Source organism: Chryseobacterium sp. MYb264 (genome assembly GCF_035974275.1).
Lineage (GTDB): Bacteria > Bacteroidota > Bacteroidia > Flavobacteriales > Weeksellaceae > Chryseobacterium.
Window position 1 is genome coordinate 3,248,378 of the sequence record NZ_CP142422.1, and the last position, 23,389, is coordinate 3,271,766.

The following is a 23,389-nucleotide window of genomic DNA, read 5'->3' on the forward strand; positions in this document are numbered from 1 at the left end:
GGTTTGAAGCCAGAAGAAGAAAGGCTGGGAGTATGTTAGCCTCACTATTATCTTTTTGCTTCCGACCAAGTAAAACATAAAAAATGAACCCAATACAAGAGTATTTCTACAGAATCGAAGAGCCTGAGAGAAGTACTCTTCTTTTTTTACGCAAAAAGATCCTGGAATCTGATACAGAATATATTACTGAAACGCTGAGCTTCGGGTTGCCGTTTTTTAAGTATAAAAAGAAAATGTTGTGCTATCTCTATTACAGCAAAAAGCACAAACAACATTACATCAGTTTTTATCACGGTGATCGGCTGGACCATCCTTTACTGCTTCAGGAAGGCAGAAAGAAGTTTAAAATCCTCTTAATTGATATGGAGGAGGATTTGCCGGTGGAATTGATTTTGGAGTTGATAAATGAAGTTAAGAAATATATCAGATAGGTTGCAGATTTTAGGTATTAGATTGCAGTAATTTGAGTGTTTTAGATTTTGGTTAAAGCCAAATCTGATGGTTTTACATTTATTAAACGGGCTAAAGCCCGTTCCTATTGATAAGAATTTCGCATTTTAAATTCAAAGTAATTAGTCGCTCCTTAAAAAGCTGTTTTTTGACTTTGAAAATTATATTTGCCTAAAAAGATTCGGAGAACAAGTTCGAGCCAAAGAAGAATTTGTTGTTTGATTTGATTCAATCTCATCTTCAAATTGTATCCAATCCCTGCTAATAATGCATTATTAATATCTCCAGCCACTCCTTTCAGGAAGTTTAATCCTAAGGAGTGGTTTCTTTTTAAATGAGAGATACAAGGTTCTATGGCTGCTCTTGCCCGGAATCTTAATCTGGCTACTTGTTGCCCATATTTTGTTTTTTCTTTTTTTGCGGGAAGCAAAATTGCTGTTCCTTCCACTTCTTTGATTCCTTTAAATCCTCTGTCTGTAGTGGCTTTCGTAGGTCTTGTTCCGCCAACGGATTTTCTTACCCTCTCACTCTGTGCCAATGATTCTTCAAGAGTTTTACTATCGTGAGGATTGCCAGAAAATCTCTTTACCGAGCTGATGATCCCTGTTTTCCGACCTCTTACTACTGCTACTTTTGTCCCAAACTCGTATGCTTTTCCCGATTTTCCTTTCGCAATACACGCAACTTGTGGCTCGTGAAGACTGTAAATTTTATCTTTCGTGGTACGTTCTTGGGTGAGTGCTTTAAGGTAAATTTTAAAAACGTCTTCGTAGCCTTTCAAAACATCTTTAGGAAGTTTTCTTTCCAATTCCCGAAGAACTCTTTTACCAATCGTCCTGAGCTTTTTCCTCGCCATTTTTGCCTTCTTCTGTCTTCTGGGATGATGTCCAAAAAAAGCGTCCCGCAATAATTGTTTGCTCACTCTTCTGTAGCTTTGTCTTTGTACAACGCTCTCTTTTTCTGCTATTTTTCTACAATTGTCGATTACTTTTTTTGCTAATTTGGCATCGGTAGGAAAGGTAATGTTCTTCTCCTGAACCGTCGTATCTACCTGAACTTCATCTTCTGTTTTGGCTTTGGGATGGAGAGAAACGCTTTGTCCCAAAAGAAATTCCAAACCCTTATCTCCAATTCTTTTTCTGAAGTGTACAAAATTGCTCGGATCGAAAGGCTGCTCTGTCTGGAAAAAGGTTTCTCCGGTAAAATATTGCCAATACGCATTCTCAATCCATCTCTCTATTACACTTTCATCACTTTCTTTAAACATTTCCTTGAGCAAAAGCATTCCTGCTATTTTACGGATAGCAATAGAAGGTCTTCCGTTTTCTGAAAATAATTTCTCAAACTCTGACTCCATTTTATCCCAGGAAATCTCCCCAGCTAATTTTACCACCGGATGCTCCATATTAATAAGCTCCGTAAGCCTGGTCTTGAATAAATTCTGCTGTAAATCCTCTCTTATTTTGCCTAACATTTTGCCACTTTTTATATCCTAAAAATACAATTTATTGCAATTTTTTACAACGATTTTTTACGAAATATAAGTGCATAAAAACTGATAATCAAAATATTACTTGGTTTTTAAGGAATGACTAATTATTTTTCAATTCGTGTTCATTCGTGAAAAAATTTGCGTAATTTGTGTTTAAGCAAAACAAAAAAGACTGTCTCTTCCGAAACAGTCTTTCAATATTTTAAGCTTAAATTTTAGTCTTTCATTTTTGCGATCACATCTAACCCACCTTTGGTAATATCTCCGATCTTACAGATAATTTCAGTGTCTAAAGGCAAAAATACGTCCATTCTGGAACCGAATTTAATAAAACCAAACTCGTGTCCCGCTTTTGCCTGATCGCCTTCATTACAATAGAAAACAATTCTTCTCGCCACATATCCTGCAATCTGTCTGAAAACCACTTTATGATTGGTTAAACTCTGAACAGCAACGGTTGTTCTTTCGTTTTCAGTAGACGATTTTTCATGCCATGCAACCAGATATTTTCCAGGGTGGTATTTTTTATAAATCACTTCTCCTGAAACGGGGTATCTGCAAATATGCACGTTTAACGGTGACATGAAGATGGAAACCTGAATGGCTTTTCCTTTGATGAATTCATCTTCGATTACCTCTTTGATCATCACCACTTTTCCGTCTACCGGGGCGATTACATTTTCTCTGTGCTCCAGAATATTACGATTTGGAACCCGGAAGAACCAAAATACCAAACTGTAAACCACCAATAACGGCATGATGATCAGTAAAGACCACATTTTAAGGAAATAAATAGCTAAAGCACCCAATATCACAAAAAGTATAGTGGCTACGGTAATCGTACCTTTCGATTCTTTATGCAGTTTCATTAAATAAATTTTTCTAAAATAAAGTACAAATATACGACAGGCGCGCAGATTAAAAAACTATCCAGCCTATCTAATACGCCACCATGCCCGGGAATGATGTTTCCGCTGTCTTTTACGGCAAAATTTCTTTTCAGCTGGCTTTCCACCAAATCCCCCAAAGGAGCAAAAGCCGCTACCAGGAAACCTACTACCATCCAGTTTCCACGAAGGTCTTGTTGATATTTTTCGATGAAGAAAGAGAATATCAACGTCAAAACCACTCCACCGATATATCCTTCCCAAGTTTTTTTAGGGGAGATTTTCGGAGCCATTTTATGTTTTCCAAAGAATTTCCCTACCAAGTAGGCAAAAGTATCACTGCTCCAGATTAATATAAAGAGGAACAGCACTTCTAAGGTGAAAGTATTTTCATACGTAGAATACTTTGGCAATCCTAATGCAAAACAGAACGGTAAAGCCACGTAGATTACAGTGAATATCAGCTTTCCGCTATCGAAATATAATTCGTTTGGATATTTAAATAAAGTAACGGCTGCGATTAAAATTAAAAGCAAAGCCAGAATTTCACTCAGCCTGAAGTCAAAGAAAAAATCGTGATGAAAATATCTTTTTGAAAAAATATAAAATATAAACCCGATCAAAGGGAAAACAACCCATTTTTCGTAGCCATTGCCAAATTTCATGATCTTTACACACTCCCAGGAGCCAACAGCCAGTAAAATCGTTATTAAACCATAAAACAGATATTGCTGTTTGACAAGATCCGGAGAAATACTATTCACTAATTGTGCGCCCAGCGGAGTCGTACAAAGAATAATAACTGCAACGTAAATAAGTCCCGAAAGGGTTCTCTGAATAAGATTTTTGTCCAAAATTTAAAATTTAGAAAGTTGATGCTTAGTCTTCAAGCAGCAATAAAAATAGCTTTGTATTACCTTGTGATACGGTATCCATTTTCGACTGCCCACCGCTAATGGAGGTCAGGTTCTTAATATTTCCGTTTCGCTTTATTTTACTCATAGCGTCGTTCAGGTTGCTTACGATTTGCGAGACATTAGCAATAATAATAATTTTTTCGGGAAGCCTTGAAGAGTGATAGTGAAGGATATTATTATGGGACAGCATAATTCTACCATCATAAGCAATAAGGTATTCACACGAGATGAATGCCGCATCGTTTGAAGACTGCAATTCCGAAGTATATGAGGTCTTCACAACATTTAGAAAGTCCTGAAGATCTTTATCCCAACAGAAAAGATTTCTCATCCCCTCGATTTTGATGATCTGGTTTAAAGTCTGTAGAGCCTCCGCTTCATCCGCACAATAATTAAAAAATCCCCCCGAATGCGTAAATAATTGCGCAAACTTATAGTCAAGATCCGCATTTTTCAGCGAGTCCCCTAGCTTCTCCAGGCTCTGTCTATCGTCTTCCTCAGGCTGGTTGGTCAGTTTGCTTACAATCCTCTTGAATAAATTCAACTTAATTTATTTTTAGTCAACTTTATACAAAAATAAAGAATTAATTACAATGCATTCCAACATTTCCCCTTTAAATATTAAAAAACCTGACAATTTTACTGTTGTCAGGTTTTTATGATGTTTAAGTTCTCTGTAAAATTACAGTTGAGTAGGGCTTTCAGGTGCCTGAATTTCGCTTTCCTCTTCTTTATCTTTTATAATAATTTCCTCTGTAGGCTCCTTTGTATCAGGAATTGTATTTGTTACAGGTTTCTCTGTTAACTCAGGATCCCAGGCTCTCTTCCCGAATACCTCTTCGAGATCCTCACGGAAAATAACTTCTTTTTCCAAAAGTTTATGAGCCAGAGCATCAAGCTTATCTTTATTTTCGGTTAAAATCTGAATAGCTCTTTCATATTGATTTTCGATGATTGATTTAATCTCGATATCAATCTTCTTCGCCGTTTCTTCAGAATAAGGTTTTCCGAAAGAATATTCAGACTGTCCAGAGCTGTCGTAATAAGAAATATTACCGATATTAGAGCTCAATCCGTAAATTGTAACCATTGCCTGAGCTCTTTTCGTAACACTTTCGAGATCCGAAAGCGCTCCGGTTGAAATATTATTGAATATCACCTGTTCTGCAGCTCTACCTCCCAGTGTAGCACACATTTCATCCAACATTTGTTCCGTAGTAGTAAGTTGTCTTTCCTCAGGAAGGTACCATGCAGCTCCTAAAGAACGTCCTCTAGGTACAATAGTCACTTTCAACAATGGAGAAGCATGCTCCACCAGCCATGAAATCGTAGCGTGCCCCGCCTCATGATAAGCTACTCTTTTCTTTTCAGAAGGCTTAATGGCCTTATTTTTCTTTTCAAGCCCTCCAATAATTCGGTCTACGGCATCAAGGAAGTCCTGTTTTGAAACAGAGTTATGATTATTTCTTGCTGCAATTAATGCCGCCTCGTTACAAACATTGGCGATATCCGCTCCGCTGAACCCAGGTGTCTGTTTAGCTAAAAATTCTCTGTCTACATTATCGTCAAGCTTAATCTTTTTCAGATGCACATCAAAGATCTGTCTTCTTTCATGCAGCTCAGGAAGGTCTACATAGATTGAACGGTCAAAACGTCCGGCTCTCATCAAAGCTTTATCCAGGATATCCGCTCTGTTGGTTGCAGCCATTACAATAACGTTGGTATCTGTTCCGAAACCATCCATTTCAGTAAGCAACTGGTTCAAAGTATTTTCTCGCTCATCGTTTCCGCCTGAGAAATTGTTTTTTCCTCTTGCACGTCCGATTGCATCAATCTCATCGATAAAGATAATTGCAGGAGATTTAGCTTTAGCCTGAGCAAAAAGATCTCTCACTCTTGAAGCACCTACCCCCACAAACATTTCCACGAAATCTGAACCTGAAAGTGAGAAGAAAGGAACTTTAGCTTCACCCGCTACCGCCTTCGCCAATAACGTTTTACCTGTTCCCGGAGGGCCTACTAACAGCACTCCTTTAGGAATTTTACCTCCCAGTTTAGTATATTTCTCTGAGTTCTTCAAGAAATCTACAACTTCCTGAACCTCTTCTTTAGCACCTTCTAAACCTGCAACATCTTTAAATGTTACCTGAATTCTTTCCTTTTCGTCGAAAAGTTTCGCTTTAGATTTCCCTATAGAGAAAATTTGTCCTCCAGGGCCTCCTCCACCGCCCATCTTTCTGAAAAGAAGGAAATAGAAAATACCTAAGATCGCGATCCAGATCAAAGCAGACACCAATATATCCATAAACGGGCTCTTTCCTGCTCCGTAATCTTTGGTTGTTTTAATCCCTGCGTTTGATGCTTTTACCTGATCAAATTTTTGAAGAAAAAGCTGAAGATCACCATATTTAACAGTATAATCTGCCTTTGGTGCTACTGCAAATGCTGAAAACGGATCATTTTCCTTGGCTTTTTTGTTTACCATTTCCGTTTTAGCAGCTTGTGTTAAGAACACATCCGCCTTTTCAGTGTCTTTGTATATTAAAATGTTCTGAACCTTTCCGGCTTGCATGACTTTGAAAAACTCGTCTTCGTCAATAGATTTTGCACTGTTATCTCCGAAAAAATTCGGGATAAAAAAGAGCAAAAGAGCTATGATCGCAATCGGAAAAAACCAGTTAAATCCTTTATTGTTCATTGATACTTTTTAAAATTTATAATTCATTTTCAATTTTTGTGATTTCTGCATCTCCCCAAAGTTCTTCAATATCATAATATTCACGAGTTTCTTTCTGGAAAATATGCACGACCACTGAAACGTAATCTACCAATACCCACATAGAGTTTTCAGTTCCTTCTACGTGCCAAGGTCTATCTTTGAGATCGTTTCTCACTTTTTTCTCAACACTTCCTGCTAATGCAGAGACTTGTGTATTTGAGTTTCCGCTACAAATTACGAATGTTTCCGCTACAGAATTTTCAATTTTCGAAAGGTCGAAAATCATAATATCTTCCCCTTTTACATCCTGGATTGCCTCAACAATTTTATCTATTAGCGCTTGCTTTTCTGCTGTTTTGTTCATTAAAATATCTATAATCTGCAAATTTATTGTTTTTTCTTTACTTTAGCCTTATTTTTACCCTTTTAAAAGTCTTAAAGTTTTCTTAAATGCCTCATCTGTTCTATTTAAAAGAGTGTTCTTCTACTAATGACGAAATATCTGAGTTTTTACTTTATGAAAATTCCGATTTTATTGGTTTACATACTTTCAATCAAACGAAAGGCCGCGGACAGTATGGAAACACATGGTCTTTCAATGCTGAAAAAAATTTAGCTTACACTTTAGCGGCAAAAATCGGGAATTTTACGTGCTCTGATTTTATGTTCAATTATTATACCGCAATCCTCATCAGGGATTTCCTTGCCAATTTGACTGATAATGATGTTAAAATAAAATGGCCGAACGATATTATCCTTAAAAATAAAAAAATCGTTGGAATTTTAATTGAAAAAAAGAAAATAAATGAAAATAATTATTTTATCATCGGAGCAGGCTTCAATATTCTCCAGGAAAAATTTGAAGAGGTTTCCAATGCAGGCTCCCTTTTGACTCAAACAGGGAAACATTTCAGCCTCAGCCAAACCGCAGCTGATCTTCACCGCTACATAACTGAAAAACTACATAAGATCCCTTCTGATGAACAGATTATGGAACGCTTTAATAACCATTTATACAGAAAAGACCAAGTGTCCGTCTTTGAACTGAATAAAACGCGACAAAATGGCATTATAAAATGCGCGGATGAAAAAGGAGAACTCCTGATTGAACTGGAAAAAGAGGGGTTACGGTCTTTTTATCACAAAGAAATAAAACTTCTCTACTGATTGGCTCTTCTAAGATATAAAACAAGAGCAATCGGAAAAAAGATCATATTGGGCAGCCACATGGCCACCAAGGGCGTCATACTTTTATTTTCCGAAACTACCTTTAAAGCCTCAAATGAGAACACGAAAATAAAGGCTAAAGAAATACCCACCGCCAGATTAACGCCAAGCCCGCCCCGTTTTTTCTGAGAAGCTAAAGAAAGCGCCAAAAATGTCAAAATAATTATCGATACCGGCATGGAAGTCCTCTGATGGAGCTCATTTAAATAAGAGTTCAGATTTCCATTTCCTTTATCCTTTTCTCTTTCAATAAATTTTAACAACTCCGGGGTCGTTTTATTTTGTCCTAACAGTTCATTCGGGAATAACTCTTCAGGAGAATGTCCAAAATTTTTCCTCAACTCAAAACTGTTGACAAGCTTCTGAGAGTCATCTTTATTGATGCTTTTTTCTGTATAATTATTAAGGACAAATTGTTTTTTAGCCGGATCCCAGTAGACCTCGGAAGCTTTCAGCTCATAAAGCAGCCTTCTGTCTTTATCAAATCTCTGGAATACGAAACCGGTTCCCCGTTTTTCTTTCTTATTCCACGAATTAACGAAAATATATTCCGTTTTACTTAACTGAGCCGAGGCAGGTGCCGTACCAAGAATTTTTTCTTTATTGGTCGAATTATAGGTATAAGCCTCAAGCGCATTCTTTTTGATATTGGCCCAGGGCAAAACCATATGATTCACGGTAAGAGAAATCATCGCAATAAAGATCGAAGTCAGCAAATAAGGTCTCGCAAACCGGTGAAAACTGGCTCCGGAACTAATGACAGCGACAATTTCCGTATTATTAGCCATTCTGGAGGTAAAATAAATTACAGAAATAAAAACCAGAATAGAAAGAAATGTAACAATAAGATTCAAAATCCAGAAAGGATAAAAGTGGATCAAAAAGTACATCAGATCCATTTTAGGATCGAGTGCTTTCGCATTTTCAATTCTGGGAATCTTCTGCTGAACATCAATCACCAAAACAACAATAGACAGCAATATCAGCATGAAACTGAAAGTTCCAAGATACTTTTTAATGATATATTTGTCTACAATTTTTAGCATTTCTGCGTATTTTATTCTAATAAATTAAATATGCCAATCAATATTATGTAACATAGGATTCGCATCCTATTCTAATTTAAGTCGTCCCTTCGGGACTCCTTATGTTTAAAGTCTTTGTCTAAGAACGGGAACAACAGAGTTCTTCCATTCGTAGAAATCTCCTGCTAAAATATGTTCTCTTGCCACTTTTACCAAATCTAAATAGAAAGCCAGGTTATGAATTGAAGCAATTTGTTTCGCCAGATATTCTTTGGAAACAAATAAATGTCTCAGATAAGCTTTAGAATATTCTCTGTCTACGAAACTTGTTCCAAACTCGTCCAAAGGTGAAAAATCTTTCTTCCATTTTTCATTCTTCATGTTCATAACGCCCTGCCAGGTAAACAACATTGCATTTCTTGCATTTCTTGTCGGCATTACACAATCCATCATATCAATCCCCAACCCAATAGATTCCAGAATATTCCAGGGCGTTCCTACCCCCATCAGATATCTTGGTTTTTCTTTTGGCAAAATATCGGTTACCTCATCGGTAATTCTGTACATTTCTTCTTCAGGCTCACCTACAGAAAGTCCGCCAATGGCATTTCCTTCTGCGCCGGCTTCAGAGATAACCTCTGCTGAAATTTTTCTTAAATCTGAATATGTTGAACCCTGAACAATTGGGAAAAGCCTTTGTTTATGACCGTATATTTCAGGATTATTTTCCGTCCATTCAATACATCTTTTTAACCAACGATGCGTTAACTCCATCGAAGATTTAGCCTGATTATACTCGCAAGGATAAGGTGTACACTCGTCAAAAGCCATAAAAATATCGGCTCCGATCTGTCTTTGGATCTCCATCGATTTTTCCGGAGAGAACATGTGGTAGCTTCCGTCGATATGAGATTTAAATCTCGCGCCTTCTTCAGTCATTTTCCGGCTGCTTGCCAGTGAGAATACCTGAAAACCTCCTGAATCTGTTAAGATAGGAAGATCCCAATTCATAAATTTATGCAAACCTCCCGCATCCTGCATGGTTTCCATACCCGGACGAAGGTAAAGGTGATAGGTATTACCCAAAATGATCTGGGCTTTTATGTCTTCTTTTAATTCTCTTTGGTGAACTGTTTTTACACTTGCCACAGTTCCTACAGGCATAAAAATAGGCGTTTGAATTTTACCATGATCGGTGGTAATTTCTCCCGCTCTTGCCTTTCCCTCAGAGGTTTTTTCTATCGTAAAAAACTTTTGCATCATAACTAATTTTCCAAATTCGTTGGATTAACTCCGTTATTCTTGGTTTTATCCTGAATATATTTTTCCGCTTTTGGATCTTTTTTTAATAATAATTTTTGTGCTTCCTCCGTAATTCCTTTCATTTTCTGCTTCAGCACATAATATTTAAAACTTTCATTAAAATCGGCAGGTTTTACATTATATGTTTTCAGAACATATCTTGTTCCTGCTTCCATATTGGTATTCTGAAAATTAATGCTTGCCTGATCGTTAATTGACAAATCAGCCAGGATTTCTGACATGGTATCCTCAGAAACAAGATTTTTAGGTTTATCAATATAATCTGTACATGAAAATACAGATATCAACACAAAAAGTAATATCAGCCTTTTCATAATTTATTGATTAATGATTTCCATTTCAAATTCAAAACCCCAAAAACGGCTTCGTGAATAATGCCTCCGTTCATTTTACTTTCACCCAAAATTCTGTTGGTAAAGATAATGGGAACTTCTGTAATTCTGAAACCTTTCTTAAATGTCCTGAACTTCATTTCAATCTGGAAACCGTATCCTTTTAATTTCACATTATCCAAGCCTATTTCTTCCAAAACTTTTCTTGAAAAACATACGAAACCTGCTGTGGTATCATGAATAGGCAATCCTAACACAAATCTCACATATTTTGATGCAAAATAAGACAACAGAACTCTGCCCATAGGCCAGTTGACCACATTTACCCCTTTTGAATAGCGGGAGCCTATTGCCATATCTGCATTTAGGCACGCTTCGTATAACTTCGGTAAATCGTTGGGATTGTGTGAAAAATCGGCATCCATTTCAAAAATATAATCATAGTTATTTTCAAGAGCCCATTTAAATCCGTGAATATATGCCTTTCCCAAACCGTCTTTTACATGTCTTATTGAAAGATGTAAATGATGGGGGAATTCTGTCTGCATTTTTTTTACTATATCTGCTGTACCATCCGGAGAAGTGTCGTCCACAACCAAAACATGAAAATTTTCTTCCAATGCGAAAACCGCGGAAATAATATTTTCAATATTTTCCTTTTCGTTGTAAGTTGGGATAATGACGAGTTTTTTCATTTCAGTTTGCAAAGATAGTTTATTTAACCTTTTTATTTTATACAAAATATTCTATAATTTTGCAAAAAATATTCCTTTGCCGTTATCACAAACCTTCATCAACCATGTAAGAATACCTGAGAACAATGATTGGGTAATCTTTATACTGCTGGGATGCATCTTTTTATTCATTTTTATGATGAATATTGTTGAAAGAGATGCTAATCTAAGAGACTTTTTGCTTCAAAAATATTTTGATGCCAGTAACAACCTTCCCAGCTGGGTTATTACCTCCTGCGTGACAGCCCTTACCATCTCCGTTTTACTGTCACAATATATTCCGATTGTTCCGAAATTTGTCTCAGATCTTCATCTCTTTGGCTATAAGCTGAACAAATTTGGGTTTACATTCATTGCTGTGGTTGCTTTTTATTTAATAAAATCGGGATTAGGCTTTTTATTCTATCAAAGTATTGGCGACGGCAGAAAATGGTCTGTTTTCTATTTTACTTCTACCAAATTTTATTTTGTAATCTCATTTTTGTTAATAATTCTCTGTGTAACTCACTATTATTTCCCTATTGACAGAAATGAAATGTTTTTGTATTATCTGTACTTCGCAGGTTTTGTATTTATTTTTAAGATTTTTTTCTATTTATTTCACAAGAACAAGATCTTACCCGAAAAATGGTATTATAAATTTTTGTATATTTGCACCCTCCAAATTGCACCTCTTATGTTGCTTTGGAAATTATTATTTTTTTAATAAAAGTCAATGATGAGAATAAAGTCTATATTGGTATCACAACCAGCGCCTAGCGAGTCGTCTCCATACCTGGAAATAGCGAAGAAGGAAAAAATAAAGATTGATTTCCGCCCTTTCATCCACGTCGAAGGAGTTGACAACAAAGAATTGAGAACACAGAAGATTGATCTTACGCAGTACACGGGTATTATCTTTACCAGTAAAAATGCAATAGACCATTACTTCAGATTAGCAGAAGAACTGCGTTTTGCGGTTCCGGACACGATGAGGTATATCTGCCAGTCGGAAGCTATTGCGAATTATCTTCAGAAGCATATTGTTTACAGAAAAAGAAAAATCAGCTTTGGGGAGAAGAACTTTGCAGATCTGGCTCCGCTTTTCAAAAAATTCCCTTCGGAAAAGTATCTTTTACCCTCCTCGGATGTATTGAGTCCGGATATTGTAAGAACCTTAGATGCCGCAAATATCGACTGGACCAGAGCAATTATGTACAGAACGGTTTGCAGTGATTTAACCGATATTACCATTACGGATTATGATATGCTGATCTTTTTCAGCCCACAGGGGATCAAGTCGTTACAGCAGAACTTCCCGGACTTCAAGCAGGGGGAAACCAAGATTGGTGTATTTGGTGCAACCACTTCAGCGGCAGCAGAAGAAGCTGGATTAACTATTGATCTGATGGCGCCTACAAAGGAAACTCCATCCATGACCATGGCACTTGAAAAATATATTAAAGCATTACATAAGTAAAATTTAATACAAAAACATATAATAACCGTCTTTTCAACAAAGGAAAGATGGTTTTTTTTTAATTAAATTTGAACAAAAATTAATATTGACTAAAATGTTCTTAAATTTTGCCTCTATTATTGAGTAACATTTTAAAAATATAAAAAGAATTAAAATATTCAAATGAAAGCTCCACAGGCAAAAAAAATAGAAAAAATACTCGAAATACACGGAGATCAAAGAAAGGATCATTATTTCTGGCTGAATGAAAGAGAAAACCCTGAAGTCACAAAATACCTGGAAGAAGAAAATGCGTATGCCGATTTTATCATGAAAGATACTGAGCAGCTTCAGGAAGATCTTTTCGAGGAAATGAAAGCGAGGTACAAAAAAGATGATGAATCTCTCCCCTATTTCTTTAATGAATATTGGTATATCGTCCGGTATGAAGAAGGAAAAGAATACCCTATTTTTTGCAGAAAATACGGGAATTTAAATAGCGAAGAAGAAATTATTTTAGATGTTAATGTTCTCGCAGAAGGTGAAAATTATTTTGAAGTGGGCAGCGTTGCCGTTTCGCCCAATAACAAGCTGACTTCATTTTCCACAGACAATGTAAGCCGAAGAATTTATACCATCAATTTCAAAGATCTGATAACCGGAGAAATTCTTTCCGATAAGATCCCGAATACTACAGGAAAAGCCGTCTGGGCGAATGACAACGAACACGTATTCTATATCCGGAAAGATGAGAGCCTTCGCGCTTTTCAGGTTTACAGACATCGTTTGGGAACAGACACTTCGGAAGATGTTCTTATTTTCCATGAAGAAGACGAAACTTTTGATATTAATGTTTTCAAAACCAAATCATTAGAATACATTTTCCTTGCCAGTTCAAGTACAATCTCTGATGAACACAGATTTATCCCTTCCGACAATGTTTTTGCAGAATGGAAGATCATTCAGCCGAGAATTGATGATCTCGAATATTCTGTGGAACATTATGAAGATGAATTTTACATTATCACCAATGCAGACGATGCGTTTAATTTTAAAATCGTAAAAGCAAAAATTGATCATTGCGGAATCGAAAACTGGGTAGATGTGATCCCTCACCGTCCGGAGGTTTTACTGGAAGGCTTTGAAATCTTTAAAAATTATTTGGTTCTTGAGGAAAGAGAAGAAGGCCTGCTTCAGATTAAAATTATTGACGAAAAAACTCAGAAATCTCATTACTTACCTTTTTCTGATCCCACGTATACCGCTTATATCGGATTAAACCTTGAATTCGACACGGAAGTTTTACGATATGGCTACACCTCTTTAACACAACCCAGCTCGACCTATGAATACAATATGAAAGAACAAACCACCAAACTTCTGAAACAGCAGGAAGTTTTGGGCGGAAAGTTCTTTGCAGAAAATTACATTTCGGAAAGAGTGTGGGCTGATTCAAGAGATGGACAGGTTAAAATTCCGATTTCTCTGGTGTATCATAAAGACACCCAAAAATCTGCAGATACTCCTCTGCTTTTATATGGTTATGGAAGTTACGGGCATACGGTTGATGCAAGCTTTTCAAATGTAAGACTATCGATTTTAGACCGTGGATTTATCTATGCAATTGCTCATATCAGAGGAGGAGAATATCTGGGAAGAGAATGGTATGAGGACGGAAAAATGTTGTCTAAGAAAAATACATTCTTCGATTTTATTGATGCCGGAAAATTTTTAATTAAAGAAAATTACACTTCCTCCAAACATTTATACGCCATGGGCGGAAGTGCCGGAGGATTGCTGGTGGGAGCTGTTATGAACTATGAACCGAAATTATTCAACGGGATTGTAGCACAAGTTCCCTTCGTAGATGTAGTTTCAACCATGCTGGATGAAACAATCCCTTTAACTACTGGAGAATATGATGAATGGGGAAATCCGAACGACGAAGAATATTATCATTATATGAAAGAATATTCGCCCTACGACAATGTAGAAGCGAAAGAGTATCCAAACACCTTAATTACTACCGGGCTACATGACTCCCAGGTTCAATATTGGGAGCCGGCAAAATGGACAGCCAAATTAAGAGCGCTGAAAACGGACGATAATCTATTAATTTTCAAAACCGACATGAGCGCAGGACACGGTGGTGCGAGCGGAAGATTTGAATCATTAAAAGAAGATGCGTTGGAATATGCATTTTTATTAAAATTAGAAGATAAAAAAGATGATTAACGAGGCAGAATACTGGAAAAAAGTACAACATTTTTTCATCGAAAATTTTGATACCGAAAAAGATGCGCCTATTGAAACATATTTGTTCTTAATAGGACTTCAGGAACTGGGAACCGGCCAGCAGAAATTTACGAAAGATGACAAAGTTAACCTTATTCACATTTCCGTTTGCAGACTCCTGGAACCCTTTGGATATTATAAATTTTCGCATTACGATGATGACGGATACCCCCATTGGGAGGAACTGGAGCCACTCCCTGAACTAAAACCGAATGAGCAGCAGATTCTGATGAAGAAGGCAATTATTCAGTATTTTCAGGATGAAGAACTTATATAAAATAAGCCACTCACCCAGAGTCATCTCCCTGATATAATCAACAAAAGACCAGCTAACGAACGTAAAATATCCGTTGAAAAATCTGAGCCCAATTCCTATTTTTAAGATTTTTCAACGGATATTTTAACTTTGAGCTTTTAAACTATTTAGTCGCTCCTTAAAAAGCTGTTTTTTGACTTTGAAAATTATATTTGCCTAAAAAGATTCGGAGAACAAGTTCGAGCCAAAGAAGAATTTGTTGTTTGATTTGATTCAATCTCATCTTCAAATTGTATCCAATCCCTGCTAATAATGCATTATTAATATCTCCAGCCACTCCTTTCAGGAAGTTTAATCCTAAGGAGTGGTTTCTTTTTAAATGAGAGATACAAGGTTCTATGGCTGCTCTTGCCCGGAATCTTAATCTGGCTACTTGTTGCCCATATTTTGTTTTTTCTTTTTTTGCGGGAAGCAAAATTGCTGTTCCTTCCACTTCTTTGATTCCTTTAAATCCTCTGTCTGTAGTGGCTTTCGTAGGTCTTGTTCCGCCAACGGATTTTCTTACCCTCTCACTCTGTGCCAATGATTCTTCAAGAGTTTTACTATCGTGAGGATTGCCAGAAAATCTCTTTACCGAGCTGATGATCCCTGTTTTCCGACCTCTTACTACTGCTACTTTTGTCCCAAACTCGTATGCTTTTCCCGATTTTCCTTTCGCAATACACGCAACTTGTGGCTCGTGAAGACTGTAAATTTTATCTTTCGTGGTACGTTCTTGGGTGAGTGCTTTAAGGTAAATTTTAAAAACGTCTTCGTAGCCTTTCAAAACATCTTTAGGAAGTTTTCTTTCCAATTCCCGAAGAACTCTTTTACCAATCGTCCTGAGCTTTTTCCTCGCCATTTTTGCCTTCTTCTGTCTTCTGGGATGATGTCCAAAAAAAGCGTCCCGCAATAATTGTTTGCTCACTCTTCTGTAGCTTTGTCTTTGTACAACGCTCTCTTTTTCTGCTATTTTTCTACAATTGTCGATTACTTTTTTTGCTAATTTGGCATCGGTAGGAAAGGTAATGTTCTTCTCCTGAACCGTCGTATCTACCTGAACTTCATCTTCTGTTTTGGCTTTGGGATGGAGAGAAACGCTTTGTCCCAAAAGAAATTCCAAACCCTTATCTCCAATTCTTTTTCTGAAGTGTACAAAATTGCTCGGATCGAAAGGCTGCTCTGTCTGGAAAAAGGTTTCTCCGGTAAAATATTGCCAATACGCATTCTCAATCCATCTCTCTATTACACTTTCATCACTTTCTTTAAACATTTCCTTGAGCAAAAGCATTCCTGCTATTTTACGGATAGCAATAGAAGGTCTTCCGTTTTCTGAAAATAATTTCTCAAACTCTGACTCCATTTTATCCCAGGAAATCTCCCCAGCTAATTTTACCACCGGATGCTCCATATTAATAAGCTCCGTAAGCCTGGTCTTGAATAAATTCTGCTGTAAATCCTCTCTTATTTTGCCTAACATTTTGCCACTTTTTATATCCTAAAAATACAATTTATTGCAATTTTTTACAACGATTTTTTACGAAATATAAGTGCATAAAACTGATAATCAAAATATTACTTGGTTTTTAAGGAATGACTATTTATTCTGAAAGAATATAAAAATCGGGAAAACACAGCACACTTCACTGCCAGATATACCCTTCTCTGATTTTTATTCACTTATCGGTTTTATCCTTTCCTCTGGTCCTGCTCTATTTTTTGCCGGTAATAAAACATAGGAATAATCAACAATAAAATGAGAGGCTGGATCACAAACCTTCTCATATAAAAAGAAAACAGATAGCCAATTTCGAACTCTGATGAAATACAGTATAAATAAATGGGAAAAGTAATCAGGAATATAATAAGTATCAGGAAACCTCCCTGGACAGTCCATTGCTTTTTTTTAAATAGATAATGGATAACAACACAGGAAAAAAACAGATTCAGAAAAAACCTGAAAAAATGCCCAATAATAAGTTTACCCCATTGAAAAGAGGGAAAATTCATATTTTTGCTGGCTTCATGGAAATAATCAAGAAAAGGGTCATAGAAGAGGCGATCTTCAAAAACCCTTACCCCTACAAGCCCTATCAAGGCTGCAATGATAAAAAACCAACTAAGTATTTTCATTTTTCAAAGCAAAAAATTTAATCCATACCAGCCAAAGCAACACCACGGTCCCGTAGATGACAGCCGGAAAAATATAGTCATGAAATATTTTATCATATTGCTTAAAGTCTGTCACCACAATATTGAGCCCTACAATCCTTAGCACATTCATAATATACAAGACAATAAGACCTGACAGCGCAAATATAAAAGTTTTACTTCCCTTGTAAAAGGCAAAAACAAAAGCTAAAAAGAGAATCATCACAGAAACTGCATTGCATCCTTCGACCATTCTCGAGGAGTATCCATTTTTCACATAAAACCATACCTGCTCGCCTTTTACATCATTAAAAAGCTGCGTAGGATAACCACAGGCATTCTGCACATGCTGTACCTGGCCTGCAATTAGTCTGGAAAAAGGATCCAGACCCTTTGGCTGAAAAGTATTGAGATAAAACTGATATCCAAAAAGCAGCACCAAATAGATGGCAATAAATCTCAACAAAGTACCCAATACCGGTTTAAAGTCCTTTAGCATATTGCAAATATAAAAATTCAGCTGTAAATTACTATATTTGTTGCTACTATGATTTCCGAATACGCACAACGATTTTTTGAAAATTATACAGGCAAAGAATCTTCTGAATTTATTATTTTGGCTCAAAGCGGCTCCGCAAGGGTAAATTTTCGGGCTAAATGTGACAATAAAGAGTATATTATTACCTATAACGAGAACATTCAGGAGAACGAAAGTTTTCTCTATTACTCAGCAGTTTTCTCCAGTCTTCAGCTCAATACCCCGCAAATTTTTGCAGTTTCCGCTGACCGGAAAATATACATACAGGAATTCCTCGGAAACCACACCCTTTCAGAAGTTATCGCCAATGAGGGGGAAAGCGAAAAGGTGCGGTCTCTGGTCAAGGAAACGTTAAGAAAACTGTATCAGCTGCAAACTGAAACACAAAACAAAATAGACTTTACCCTGACTTTTGAATATGAATCGTATGATGAACTTCCGGTAACTCATGATCTTTATTATTTTAAGAATTTTGTAGCCGATGTACTGGAACTGGAATATCATAAATCTACTCTTCTAAAGGAATTTAAAAGTATCGTCCTTCTCATTGAAAGCCTCGCACCGAAAGGGCTTATGATCCGTGATTTCCAGTCGAGAAATATCATGGTGAATGACCAGCATCAGGTTTCTTTTATCGATTACCAGTCTGCTATGAAAGGACCACTGATGTATGATGTTATTTCTTTTTTATTTCAGGCAAAGGCCAACTTCAGTGAAGATCTGAAAAAAGAAATGTTATATTTTTATATTCATCAGTTTGAGAGCGATACAACCAGGACTCAGCTTCAGCAATCCATAGCTCCCCTGCAGCTGATGAGGTTCCTGCAGGTTCTCGGAGCCTACGGTTTCAGAGGGCTTATCCAAAAGAAAAACCATTTTATAGGAAGTATAGGTAAAGGAATTGACAATCTGACGGCATTTTCAAAGACCTGGGATCAGATGAAAAAATATCCTGAGCTTCAAAAAGTGATCGAACAATTACAGTCTGAAAAAACACGTCTCAAAATTAAAGATATCATTGAACCGGTCTGAAAGACTTCGGTTTTCGGTAGAAAAGAGAATAAAAAAATTAAATAGAAATAAAAAATGTTACACATTGACATCCATAGCTTTTCGTACAAAAAAGGCGGAATTCCAAAAGACGAATCAGGAAACGGAGGAGGCTTTGCCTTTGACTGCCGGGGAATTCTAAACCCAGGAAGAATTGAAGAATACAAAAGTCAGACGGGAAATGATCAAGGAGTACAGGAATATCTGGAAACAAAAACTGAAATGCCAGTATTCCTTAATCTTATTAAGAATATAGTGTCCATCACTATTGATAATTATCTTGACAGAGGTTTTGAAAACCTTCAGATCAACTTTGGATGTACCGGCGGACAGCACCGCTCCGTGTATTCAGCCATTAAAACAGCAGAATTTATAAAGGAAAAATATCCCGAAGGCACGTACATCACGATACACCACGACGAACAGCCACAACTTAATAACCTGTAGCAGGTCTCATTTTCACTTGTGTTGTTACCGGATTTTACGAAGTAAATATTCTTCTTTTACCACTTATACTATTATTCATTATCTATATTATATGAAGGCTCTTATTTTTGCAGCAGGAAAAGGAACAAGATTAAAACCTTTCACAGACCACCATCCGAAAGCTCTCGCGAAGGTAAACGGAATTCCTCTATTGGAAAGAAATATTACTTATCTCAAAAGTTTCGGAATTACCGACTTTGTGATCAACATTCATCATTTTGGAAATCAAATTGTTGATTTTTTAAAGCAAAACAATAATTTCAACTGTAAAATAGAAATCTCTGATGAAAGTCAGGAATTGCTGGAAACCGGAGGCGGCTTGATTTTTGCTAGAAGATTTCTTGATCTTGGAGAAGATTTCCTGATCATGAATGCAGACATCTTAACCGATATTGATATTCATGCATTGGTAAATTATCATAAAAAGATAAAAGATTTTGCTACTTTAGCCGTTTCTGAAAGAGAAAGTTCAAGAAAACTTCTTTTTAATGAGGAAATGGTTTTAAGAGGATGGATGAATGTAACCACCGGAGAACAGAGGCTTGCCGAATTCAATAAAGGTTTCAGGGCACTTGCCTTCAGCGGTGTACACTGCATTAATCCTTCAATTTTTAATAAGATTAAAAGAACCGGTAAATTTTCTGTAATGGAGGAATATCTGGATCTGATGCAAACTGAGCATATCCATGGCTTTGTTCATCAAAGTATCCTTATTGACGTCGGAAGGCCAGAGTCTGTAACAGAAGCCGAAAAATATTTTAAATAAAAACCTATGATGGAAATGAATGAAAGAGATGAAAGTCTGGTAAATCCTGAATTGGACAGCAACGAAACAAAACTACATAACAGTTTAAGACAAAAAACCTGGGACGAGACAATCACTAAGGACAGCTGGATGGTTTTCAAGGTGATGGCAGAGTTCGTAGACGGTTATGAAAAGCTGGCTAAGATAGGCCCTTGTGTATCTATATTTGGTTCTGCAAGACTAAAACCGGAAAGCCAATATTACGAAATGGCCGTAGAAATTGCCGAAAAGATTACCAAGCTTGGCTTTGGAATCATCACCGGTGGCGGCCCGGGAATTATGGAAGCAGGAAATAAGGGAGCATTTAATGCGCAGGGGAAATCCATAGGATTAAATATTGACCTTCCCTTTGAACAGCATTTTAATCCTTATATCAACAAATCATACTCAATGAATTTTGATTATTTTTTTGTCAGGAAAGTAATGTTTGTAAAATACTCTCAAGGTTTCGTGGTCATGCCCGGAGGATTTGGTACCCTTGATGAGCTTACGGAGGCCTTAACCCTGATTCAGACCAATAAAATCGGAAAGTTTCCGATTGTACTGGTTGGCTCAGAATTCTGGAGCGGATTATTAGACTGGTTTAAAGAAACTTTACTGAAAGAAGGGATGATCCACGAAGATGATCTGGATCTTTATCGCGTGGTAGATACCGCAGATGAGGCGGTGGCACATATCAAAGCCTTTTACGATAAGTATTCAGTGAATGTAAACTTTTAATTGGCATATTATTTGACATTTGAACCTAACAAAGATGATTGTAAATCTATTAATTAAGATGAAAAAACTTTTATATATATCAGGAATTTTAACATTTTTTGTGTTAATGAGTTTTATGTATGTAGACTTTTTCTCTTCAATGACAAAAGTGGATTATATTGATGGAAGCAAGACATTGAAGTTTACCACAAAGATGAATACCGGTCACATTTCAGATGCCATCAAGATCAATCCAAATACTGCAGGATTTGAAGCAGAAGTAAAGAAGTACGTTAATAATAATTTTGACGTGTATGTTAACGGTTCTCCCAAAACCATCACTTTCACAGGAAGCCAGGTAAGCGGGGAAACGGTATGGGTATATTTTGAAACAGGTGGTATCTCCGATATCAGTACCCTGAAGATTAAGAACACGATTCTTCTGAGCGCATTTCCTAAGCAGATTAATCTTGTCAATATCGCTTATAAAGGAAGTCAGAAAACCATGAATTTTCAACGCGGGAAAGAAGTGAATGAAGTTTCTTTTTAAGATAATTACATGTTAATAAAGCATGAAGGTAAAAAGCCTGCCTTAGTTTTAAGGCAGGTTTTTCATTGAATTAAATTCAAAGTCCTATCCTTTAAATACAGTACCTTCAAATTTTACCAAACATCAGATACGGAACATTAAATCCATCAAATCTTTTAATCATTTCCTTTATGTGGTTTACCAAAACACTATATCGGTTATAAGAATCAAACCATAAAAAAAATCAACCGAATCATCTGTGAAAATCTGCAGCAACTTACACTGTTTTCTTTTTGAATTTATCTTAAAAAAAACGAAGGGGTTAAATATCAGTAGTGTCGGGTTAAACCTGATCTATAAATATTCAATGATATTATAACCCTGAAAGGGTTAGATAATGTAATGGAAATTTCAAAGATAAAATGGTAGCAGGGAAACCGAAACCCCATGTATTGGTCGCAGTGAAAAACAAAATATTCATCAGTTCATTTGAAGTTCTCAATTGTATCAAGGATACGGCAATCTCTTATTCTTAACACTACTCATTAGAAAATTTTCCTAATTTTTACATTGTAAAATTTCCCACCACCATTTTTATTTGGCTCAATTTATTATAAAAATTCACAATAATTTGATATTTTATTTTATTTTTGCGCTATTGATATTTTTCAATTGTACCGTTTATGAGTCTGCGCCTCTTACAATAGAGCTATGCAGAATATAGCCTTTAAAATTAAATAAAACAGTAACATAATGAATCTATCAATGAAGCATCTATTTAAGTATTTACTACTTGTATCAACATTTACTTTTTCCGTATCCTGCAGCTCGGATAATGATGAAGTGATCACCAGTGAGGTCATCAGTGTATATTATAAAAATGCGGATGAATTTGCAGCTACCTATGATCCTTCAGGAACCGTAAGCCCAACCCTTAGAAGCCAGGCATTTGAGCTCTACAGAGCAGCAAGATGGTCGGAGCTTGAGGCTCTTTTTAAAAATAATGAACTGAACGGAGGGTGGCCACCCGCTAACGGGGGCTATAATATTGTGGACGACATCACATTTTCCGCAGGTCAGAAATATGACAGATACAGCGGGGCTGTAGGCAGCTATAATGGAACGGGAGTTCCCACCCTTGGAGGGAGCTTCACCAGCCCGATCATCAACGGATACACCTATACATTTACCCAACGTGCTTTGAATCAGACCGAAGACCAATATGACTTTTATTATGAAATTGAAGTTCTCAACAATCTACTTCCTTTTAAAGGGCAGACAGCAGATATCATTCCATGGTTTGGACAAACCGGTAAGGGAAAGCAGACGATGTGGAAAATTCCCGTGGATATTACGACAGGATATCAGAAAACCTGGAATAAACTAGCCGAAGAAGGATATATAAAAGTTACCATAAAGAAAAGCCCGAGCGGTAAATACAATAATATTGTCGGGACTGTTATTCAACAATAAATACCTCTATGCACTCTCTTGCAAAAAAAATACAACTCGTGAAGCAGGCATTTCCCACAAAAACAAGCTTCTGCAATGGGGAAACATCTCCTTCTGCCGTTACCTCGTTTGAATGCTGTGAATGCGGCCATCAAAATCCTCTCAAGATTACGCCTTACGAATCCGGATATCCAATCGGACTCCTGTATCACAAGGATCAGGTTATATCAAAAGAGGAACTTCTACGCCACAAACTGGTTACAAAAACCGCAAAAAATTTCCTGCATTTTGGAGAATTTACCGTAAACAATTTACCAACTCTTTATTTTGGTATTTCGTGCACCTTCTGCCGCACAGGTTATATCTGTATATTTAGCTATGGTGAAAAACAGCCCGGGCTTACCCTGCTGACGATCTCTGGGATCTGGGAATATCTGTAGACCATGAAAATGGCTGACTACCCTCCTTTTGTTACGGATTTTCACGAGCAGATAATCCGGAATGATTTAATTATATAAATAAAGCCTTCCATCTGAAGGCTTTTT

26 protein-coding genes are annotated in these 23,389 nt (G+C 36.7%); 13 read left to right on the forward strand and 13 right to left on the reverse strand.

Translation table 11 applies throughout. The annotated features are described in order from the left end of the window. Positions 1 to 83: 83 nt before the first annotated feature. Entirely contained in the window at positions 84 to 431 is a 348-nt protein-coding gene (locus VUJ46_RS13960; protein ID WP_326981360.1) for a DUF1801 domain-containing protein, read from the forward strand. A 152-nt stretch (positions 432 to 583) separates the two neighbouring features. On the opposite strand, the gene VUJ46_RS13965 is transcribed toward VUJ46_RS13960, so the two are convergent. The 6 genes from VUJ46_RS13965 to rsfS form a co-directional block, all read right to left on the reverse strand. Beyond that, positions 584 to 1,924, reverse strand: coding sequence for an IS5 family transposase (locus VUJ46_RS13965; protein WP_326981209.1), 1,341 nt, complete (start codon positions 1,922 to 1,924; stop codon positions 584 to 586). Between the two features lie 233 nt (positions 1,925 to 2,157). Further along, entirely contained in the window at positions 2,158 to 2,811 is a 654-nt protein-coding gene (locus VUJ46_RS13970; RefSeq protein ID WP_326981361.1) for a phosphatidylserine decarboxylase family protein, read from the reverse strand. After that, positions 2,811 to 3,683, reverse strand: a complete 873-nt coding sequence (locus VUJ46_RS13975; protein ID WP_326981362.1) for a phosphatidate cytidylyltransferase — start codon at positions 3,681 to 3,683, stop codon at positions 2,811 to 2,813. Before VUJ46_RS13975 ends, VUJ46_RS13970 begins: the two co-directional genes overlap by 1 nt. A gap of 25 nt (positions 3,684 to 3,708) precedes the next feature. After that, positions 3,709 to 4,290 carry an LUD domain-containing protein gene (locus VUJ46_RS13980; protein ID WP_326981363.1) on the reverse strand — a complete coding sequence of 194 codons (582 nt, stop codon included), beginning with the start codon at positions 4,288 to 4,290 and terminating at the stop codon, positions 3,709 to 3,711. Positions 4,291 to 4,428: 138 nt separating this feature from the next. Continuing rightward, the gene (gene ftsH, locus VUJ46_RS13985; protein ID WP_326981364.1) at positions 4,429 to 6,444 is read right to left on the reverse strand and encodes an ATP-dependent zinc metalloprotease FtsH; all 2,016 of its coding nucleotides are present in this window, start codon (positions 6,442 to 6,444) and stop codon (positions 4,429 to 4,431) included. 16 nt (positions 6,445 to 6,460) lie between these two features. Then, on the reverse strand, positions 6,461 to 6,829 hold the full coding sequence (gene rsfS / locus VUJ46_RS13990; protein ID WP_326981365.1) for a ribosome silencing factor: 369 nt from the start codon (positions 6,827 to 6,829) through the stop codon (positions 6,461 to 6,463). An 86-nt stretch (positions 6,830 to 6,915) separates the two neighbouring features. On the opposite strand from rsfS, the gene VUJ46_RS13995 reads away from it, so the two are divergent. Then, a complete protein-coding gene (locus VUJ46_RS13995; RefSeq protein WP_326981366.1) occupies positions 6,916 to 7,632 on the forward strand; it encodes a biotin--[acetyl-CoA-carboxylase] ligase in 717 nt (238 codons plus the stop codon). Here VUJ46_RS13995 and VUJ46_RS14000 read toward each other — a convergent pair. From VUJ46_RS14000 to VUJ46_RS14015, 4 genes are all read right to left on the reverse strand, one after another. Continuing rightward, a complete protein-coding gene (locus VUJ46_RS14000) occupies positions 7,626 to 8,738 on the reverse strand; it encodes an LptF/LptG family permease (protein ID WP_326981367.1) in 1,113 nt (370 codons plus the stop codon). The genes VUJ46_RS13995 and VUJ46_RS14000 overlap by 7 nt on opposite strands. A 105-nt stretch (positions 8,739 to 8,843) precedes the next feature. Next, the gene (tgt, locus tag VUJ46_RS14005; RefSeq protein ID WP_267405716.1) at positions 8,844 to 9,977 is read right to left on the reverse strand and encodes a tRNA guanosine(34) transglycosylase Tgt; all 1,134 of its coding nucleotides are present in this window, start codon (positions 9,975 to 9,977) and stop codon (positions 8,844 to 8,846) included. Positions 9,978 to 9,982: 5 nt separating this feature from the next. Continuing rightward, entirely contained in the window at positions 9,983 to 10,354 is a 372-nt protein-coding gene (locus tag VUJ46_RS14010) for a DUF4296 domain-containing protein (RefSeq protein ID WP_326981368.1), read from the reverse strand. Then, the gene (locus tag VUJ46_RS14015; protein WP_326981369.1) at positions 10,351 to 11,067 is read right to left on the reverse strand and encodes a polyprenol monophosphomannose synthase; all 717 of its coding nucleotides are present in this window, start codon (positions 11,065 to 11,067) and stop codon (positions 10,351 to 10,353) included. The genes VUJ46_RS14010 and VUJ46_RS14015 overlap by 4 nt, the downstream gene beginning before the upstream one ends. Before the next feature lie 76 nt (positions 11,068 to 11,143). On the opposite strand from VUJ46_RS14015, the gene VUJ46_RS14020 reads away from it, so the two are divergent. The 4 genes from VUJ46_RS14020 (at position 11,144) to VUJ46_RS14035 (ending at position 15,116) form a co-directional block, all read left to right on the forward strand. Continuing rightward, the gene (locus VUJ46_RS14020) at positions 11,144 to 11,812 is read left to right on the forward strand and encodes a DUF4271 domain-containing protein (protein WP_442784932.1); all 669 of its coding nucleotides are present in this window, start codon (positions 11,144 to 11,146) and stop codon (positions 11,810 to 11,812) included. A gap of 12 nt (positions 11,813 to 11,824) precedes the next feature. Beyond that, positions 11,825 to 12,565 carry a uroporphyrinogen-III synthase gene (locus VUJ46_RS14025; RefSeq protein WP_326985103.1) on the forward strand — a complete coding sequence of 247 codons (741 nt, stop codon included), beginning with the start codon at positions 11,825 to 11,827 and terminating at the stop codon, positions 12,563 to 12,565. Between the two features lie 162 nt (positions 12,566 to 12,727). After that, positions 12,728 to 14,779: a S9 family peptidase gene (locus VUJ46_RS14030; protein WP_326981371.1), complete on the forward strand. Its 2,052-nt coding sequence runs from the start codon at positions 12,728 to 12,730 to the stop codon at positions 14,777 to 14,779. Further along, positions 14,772 to 15,116 carry a hypothetical protein gene (locus tag VUJ46_RS14035; RefSeq protein ID WP_326981372.1) on the forward strand — a complete coding sequence of 115 codons (345 nt, stop codon included), beginning with the start codon at positions 14,772 to 14,774 and terminating at the stop codon, positions 15,114 to 15,116. Before VUJ46_RS14030 ends, VUJ46_RS14035 begins: the two co-directional genes overlap by 8 nt. A gap of 157 nt (positions 15,117 to 15,273) precedes the next feature. Here the strand turns inward: VUJ46_RS14035 and VUJ46_RS14040 are convergent, their stop codons facing one another. The 3 genes from VUJ46_RS14040 to xrtF all read right to left on the reverse strand — a co-directional run bounded on the left by VUJ46_RS14040 (position 15,274) and on the right by xrtF (position 17,784). Continuing rightward, the gene (locus VUJ46_RS14040; protein WP_326981209.1) at positions 15,274 to 16,614 is read right to left on the reverse strand and encodes an IS5 family transposase; all 1,341 of its coding nucleotides are present in this window, start codon (positions 16,612 to 16,614) and stop codon (positions 15,274 to 15,276) included. Positions 16,615 to 16,823: 209 nt separating this feature from the next. Further along, positions 16,824 to 17,267: an exosortase F system-associated membrane protein gene (locus VUJ46_RS14045; protein WP_326981373.1), complete on the reverse strand. Its 444-nt coding sequence runs from the start codon at positions 17,265 to 17,267 to the stop codon at positions 16,824 to 16,826. Further along, positions 17,254 to 17,784 (reverse strand): exosortase family protein XrtF, encoded by a 531-nt coding sequence (gene xrtF, locus VUJ46_RS14050; RefSeq protein WP_326981374.1) that lies wholly within the window; start codon positions 17,782 to 17,784, stop codon positions 17,254 to 17,256. The genes VUJ46_RS14045 and xrtF overlap by 14 nt, the downstream gene beginning before the upstream one ends. Positions 17,785 to 17,832: 48 nt before the next feature. On the opposite strand from xrtF, the gene VUJ46_RS14055 reads away from it, so the two are divergent. From VUJ46_RS14055 to VUJ46_RS14085, 7 genes are all read left to right on the forward strand, one after another. Then, entirely contained in the window at positions 17,833 to 18,855 is a 1,023-nt protein-coding gene (locus VUJ46_RS14055) for an aminoglycoside phosphotransferase family protein (protein ID WP_326981375.1), read from the forward strand. A 54-nt stretch (positions 18,856 to 18,909) separates the two neighbouring features. Next, the gene (locus VUJ46_RS14060) at positions 18,910 to 19,320 is read left to right on the forward strand and encodes a RapZ C-terminal domain-containing protein (RefSeq protein WP_326981376.1); all 411 of its coding nucleotides are present in this window, start codon (positions 18,910 to 18,912) and stop codon (positions 19,318 to 19,320) included. A 91-nt stretch (positions 19,321 to 19,411) separates the two neighbouring features. Then, complete coding sequence (locus VUJ46_RS14065) at positions 19,412 to 20,125, forward strand: nucleotidyltransferase family protein (RefSeq protein ID WP_326981377.1); 714 nt, start codon at positions 19,412 to 19,414, stop codon at positions 20,123 to 20,125. A 6-nt stretch (positions 20,126 to 20,131) separates the two neighbouring features. Continuing rightward, entirely contained in the window at positions 20,132 to 20,884 is a 753-nt protein-coding gene (locus VUJ46_RS14070) for a TIGR00730 family Rossman fold protein (protein ID WP_442784933.1), read from the forward strand. 58 nt (positions 20,885 to 20,942) lie between these two features. Continuing rightward, positions 20,943 to 21,413, forward strand: a complete 471-nt coding sequence (locus VUJ46_RS14075; RefSeq protein WP_326981378.1) for a DUF6702 family protein — start codon at positions 20,943 to 20,945, stop codon at positions 21,411 to 21,413. A gap of 744 nt (positions 21,414 to 22,157) precedes the next feature. Continuing rightward, positions 22,158 to 22,865, forward strand: a complete 708-nt coding sequence (locus VUJ46_RS14080; protein WP_326981379.1) for a hypothetical protein — start codon at positions 22,158 to 22,160, stop codon at positions 22,863 to 22,865. Between the two features lie 8 nt (positions 22,866 to 22,873). Further along, positions 22,874 to 23,284, forward strand: coding sequence for a hypothetical protein (locus VUJ46_RS14085; RefSeq protein ID WP_326981380.1), 411 nt, complete (start codon positions 22,874 to 22,876; stop codon positions 23,282 to 23,284). Positions 23,285 to 23,389: the final 105 nt, after the last annotated feature.

Bases quoted from the DNA above. Each gene is read 5' to 3' on its own strand.
- VUJ46_RS13960 (WP_326981360.1), top strand. From the start codon at position 84: ATGAACCCAATACAAGAGTATTTCTACAGAATCGAAGAGCCTGAGAGA.
- VUJ46_RS13965 (WP_326981209.1), bottom strand. From the start codon at position 1,924: ATGTTAGGCAAAATAAGAGAGGATTTACAGCAGAATTTATTCAAGACC.
- VUJ46_RS13970 (WP_326981361.1), bottom strand. From the start codon at position 2,811: ATGAAACTGCATAAAGAATCGAAAGGTACGATTACCGTAGCCACTATA.
- ftsH (WP_326981364.1), bottom strand. From the start codon at position 6,444: ATGAACAATAAAGGATTTAACTGGTTTTTTCCGATTGCGATCATAGCT.
- rsfS (WP_326981365.1), bottom strand. From the start codon at position 6,829: ATGAACAAAACAGCAGAAAAGCAAGCGCTAATAGATAAAATTGTTGAG.
- VUJ46_RS13995 (WP_326981366.1), top strand. From the start codon at position 6,916: ATGCCTCATCTGTTCTATTTAAAAGAGTGTTCTTCTACTAATGACGAA.
- VUJ46_RS14000 (WP_326981367.1), bottom strand. From the start codon at position 8,738: ATGCTAAAAATTGTAGACAAATATATCATTAAAAAGTATCTTGGAACT.
- tgt (WP_267405716.1), bottom strand. From the start codon at position 9,977: ATGCAAAAGTTTTTTACGATAGAAAAAACCTCTGAGGGAAAGGCAAGA.
- VUJ46_RS14010 (WP_326981368.1), bottom strand. From the start codon at position 10,354: ATGAAAAGGCTGATATTACTTTTTGTGTTGATATCTGTATTTTCATGT.
- VUJ46_RS14015 (WP_326981369.1), bottom strand. From the start codon at position 11,067: ATGAAAAAACTCGTCATTATCCCAACTTACAACGAAAAGGAAAATATT.
- VUJ46_RS14025 (WP_326985103.1), top strand. From the start codon at position 11,825: ATGAGAATAAAGTCTATATTGGTATCACAACCAGCGCCTAGCGAGTCG.
- VUJ46_RS14030 (WP_326981371.1), top strand. From the start codon at position 12,728: ATGAAAGCTCCACAGGCAAAAAAAATAGAAAAAATACTCGAAATACAC.
- VUJ46_RS14035 (WP_326981372.1), top strand. From the start codon at position 14,772: ATGATTAACGAGGCAGAATACTGGAAAAAAGTACAACATTTTTTCATC.
- VUJ46_RS14040 (WP_326981209.1), bottom strand. From the start codon at position 16,614: ATGTTAGGCAAAATAAGAGAGGATTTACAGCAGAATTTATTCAAGACC.
- VUJ46_RS14045 (WP_326981373.1), bottom strand. From the start codon at position 17,267: ATGAAAATACTTAGTTGGTTTTTTATCATTGCAGCCTTGATAGGGCTT.
- xrtF (WP_326981374.1), bottom strand. From the start codon at position 17,784: ATGCTAAAGGACTTTAAACCGGTATTGGGTACTTTGTTGAGATTTATT.
- VUJ46_RS14055 (WP_326981375.1), top strand. From the start codon at position 17,833: ATGATTTCCGAATACGCACAACGATTTTTTGAAAATTATACAGGCAAA.
- VUJ46_RS14060 (WP_326981376.1), top strand. From the start codon at position 18,910: ATGTTACACATTGACATCCATAGCTTTTCGTACAAAAAAGGCGGAATT.
- VUJ46_RS14065 (WP_326981377.1), top strand. From the start codon at position 19,412: ATGAAGGCTCTTATTTTTGCAGCAGGAAAAGGAACAAGATTAAAACCT.
- VUJ46_RS14070 (WP_442784933.1), top strand. From the start codon at position 20,132: ATGATGGAAATGAATGAAAGAGATGAAAGTCTGGTAAATCCTGAATTG.
- VUJ46_RS14075 (WP_326981378.1), top strand. From the start codon at position 20,943: ATGAAAAAACTTTTATATATATCAGGAATTTTAACATTTTTTGTGTTA.
- VUJ46_RS14080 (WP_326981379.1), top strand. From the start codon at position 22,158: ATGAAGCATCTATTTAAGTATTTACTACTTGTATCAACATTTACTTTT.
- VUJ46_RS14085 (WP_326981380.1), top strand. From the start codon at position 22,874: ATGCACTCTCTTGCAAAAAAAATACAACTCGTGAAGCAGGCATTTCCC.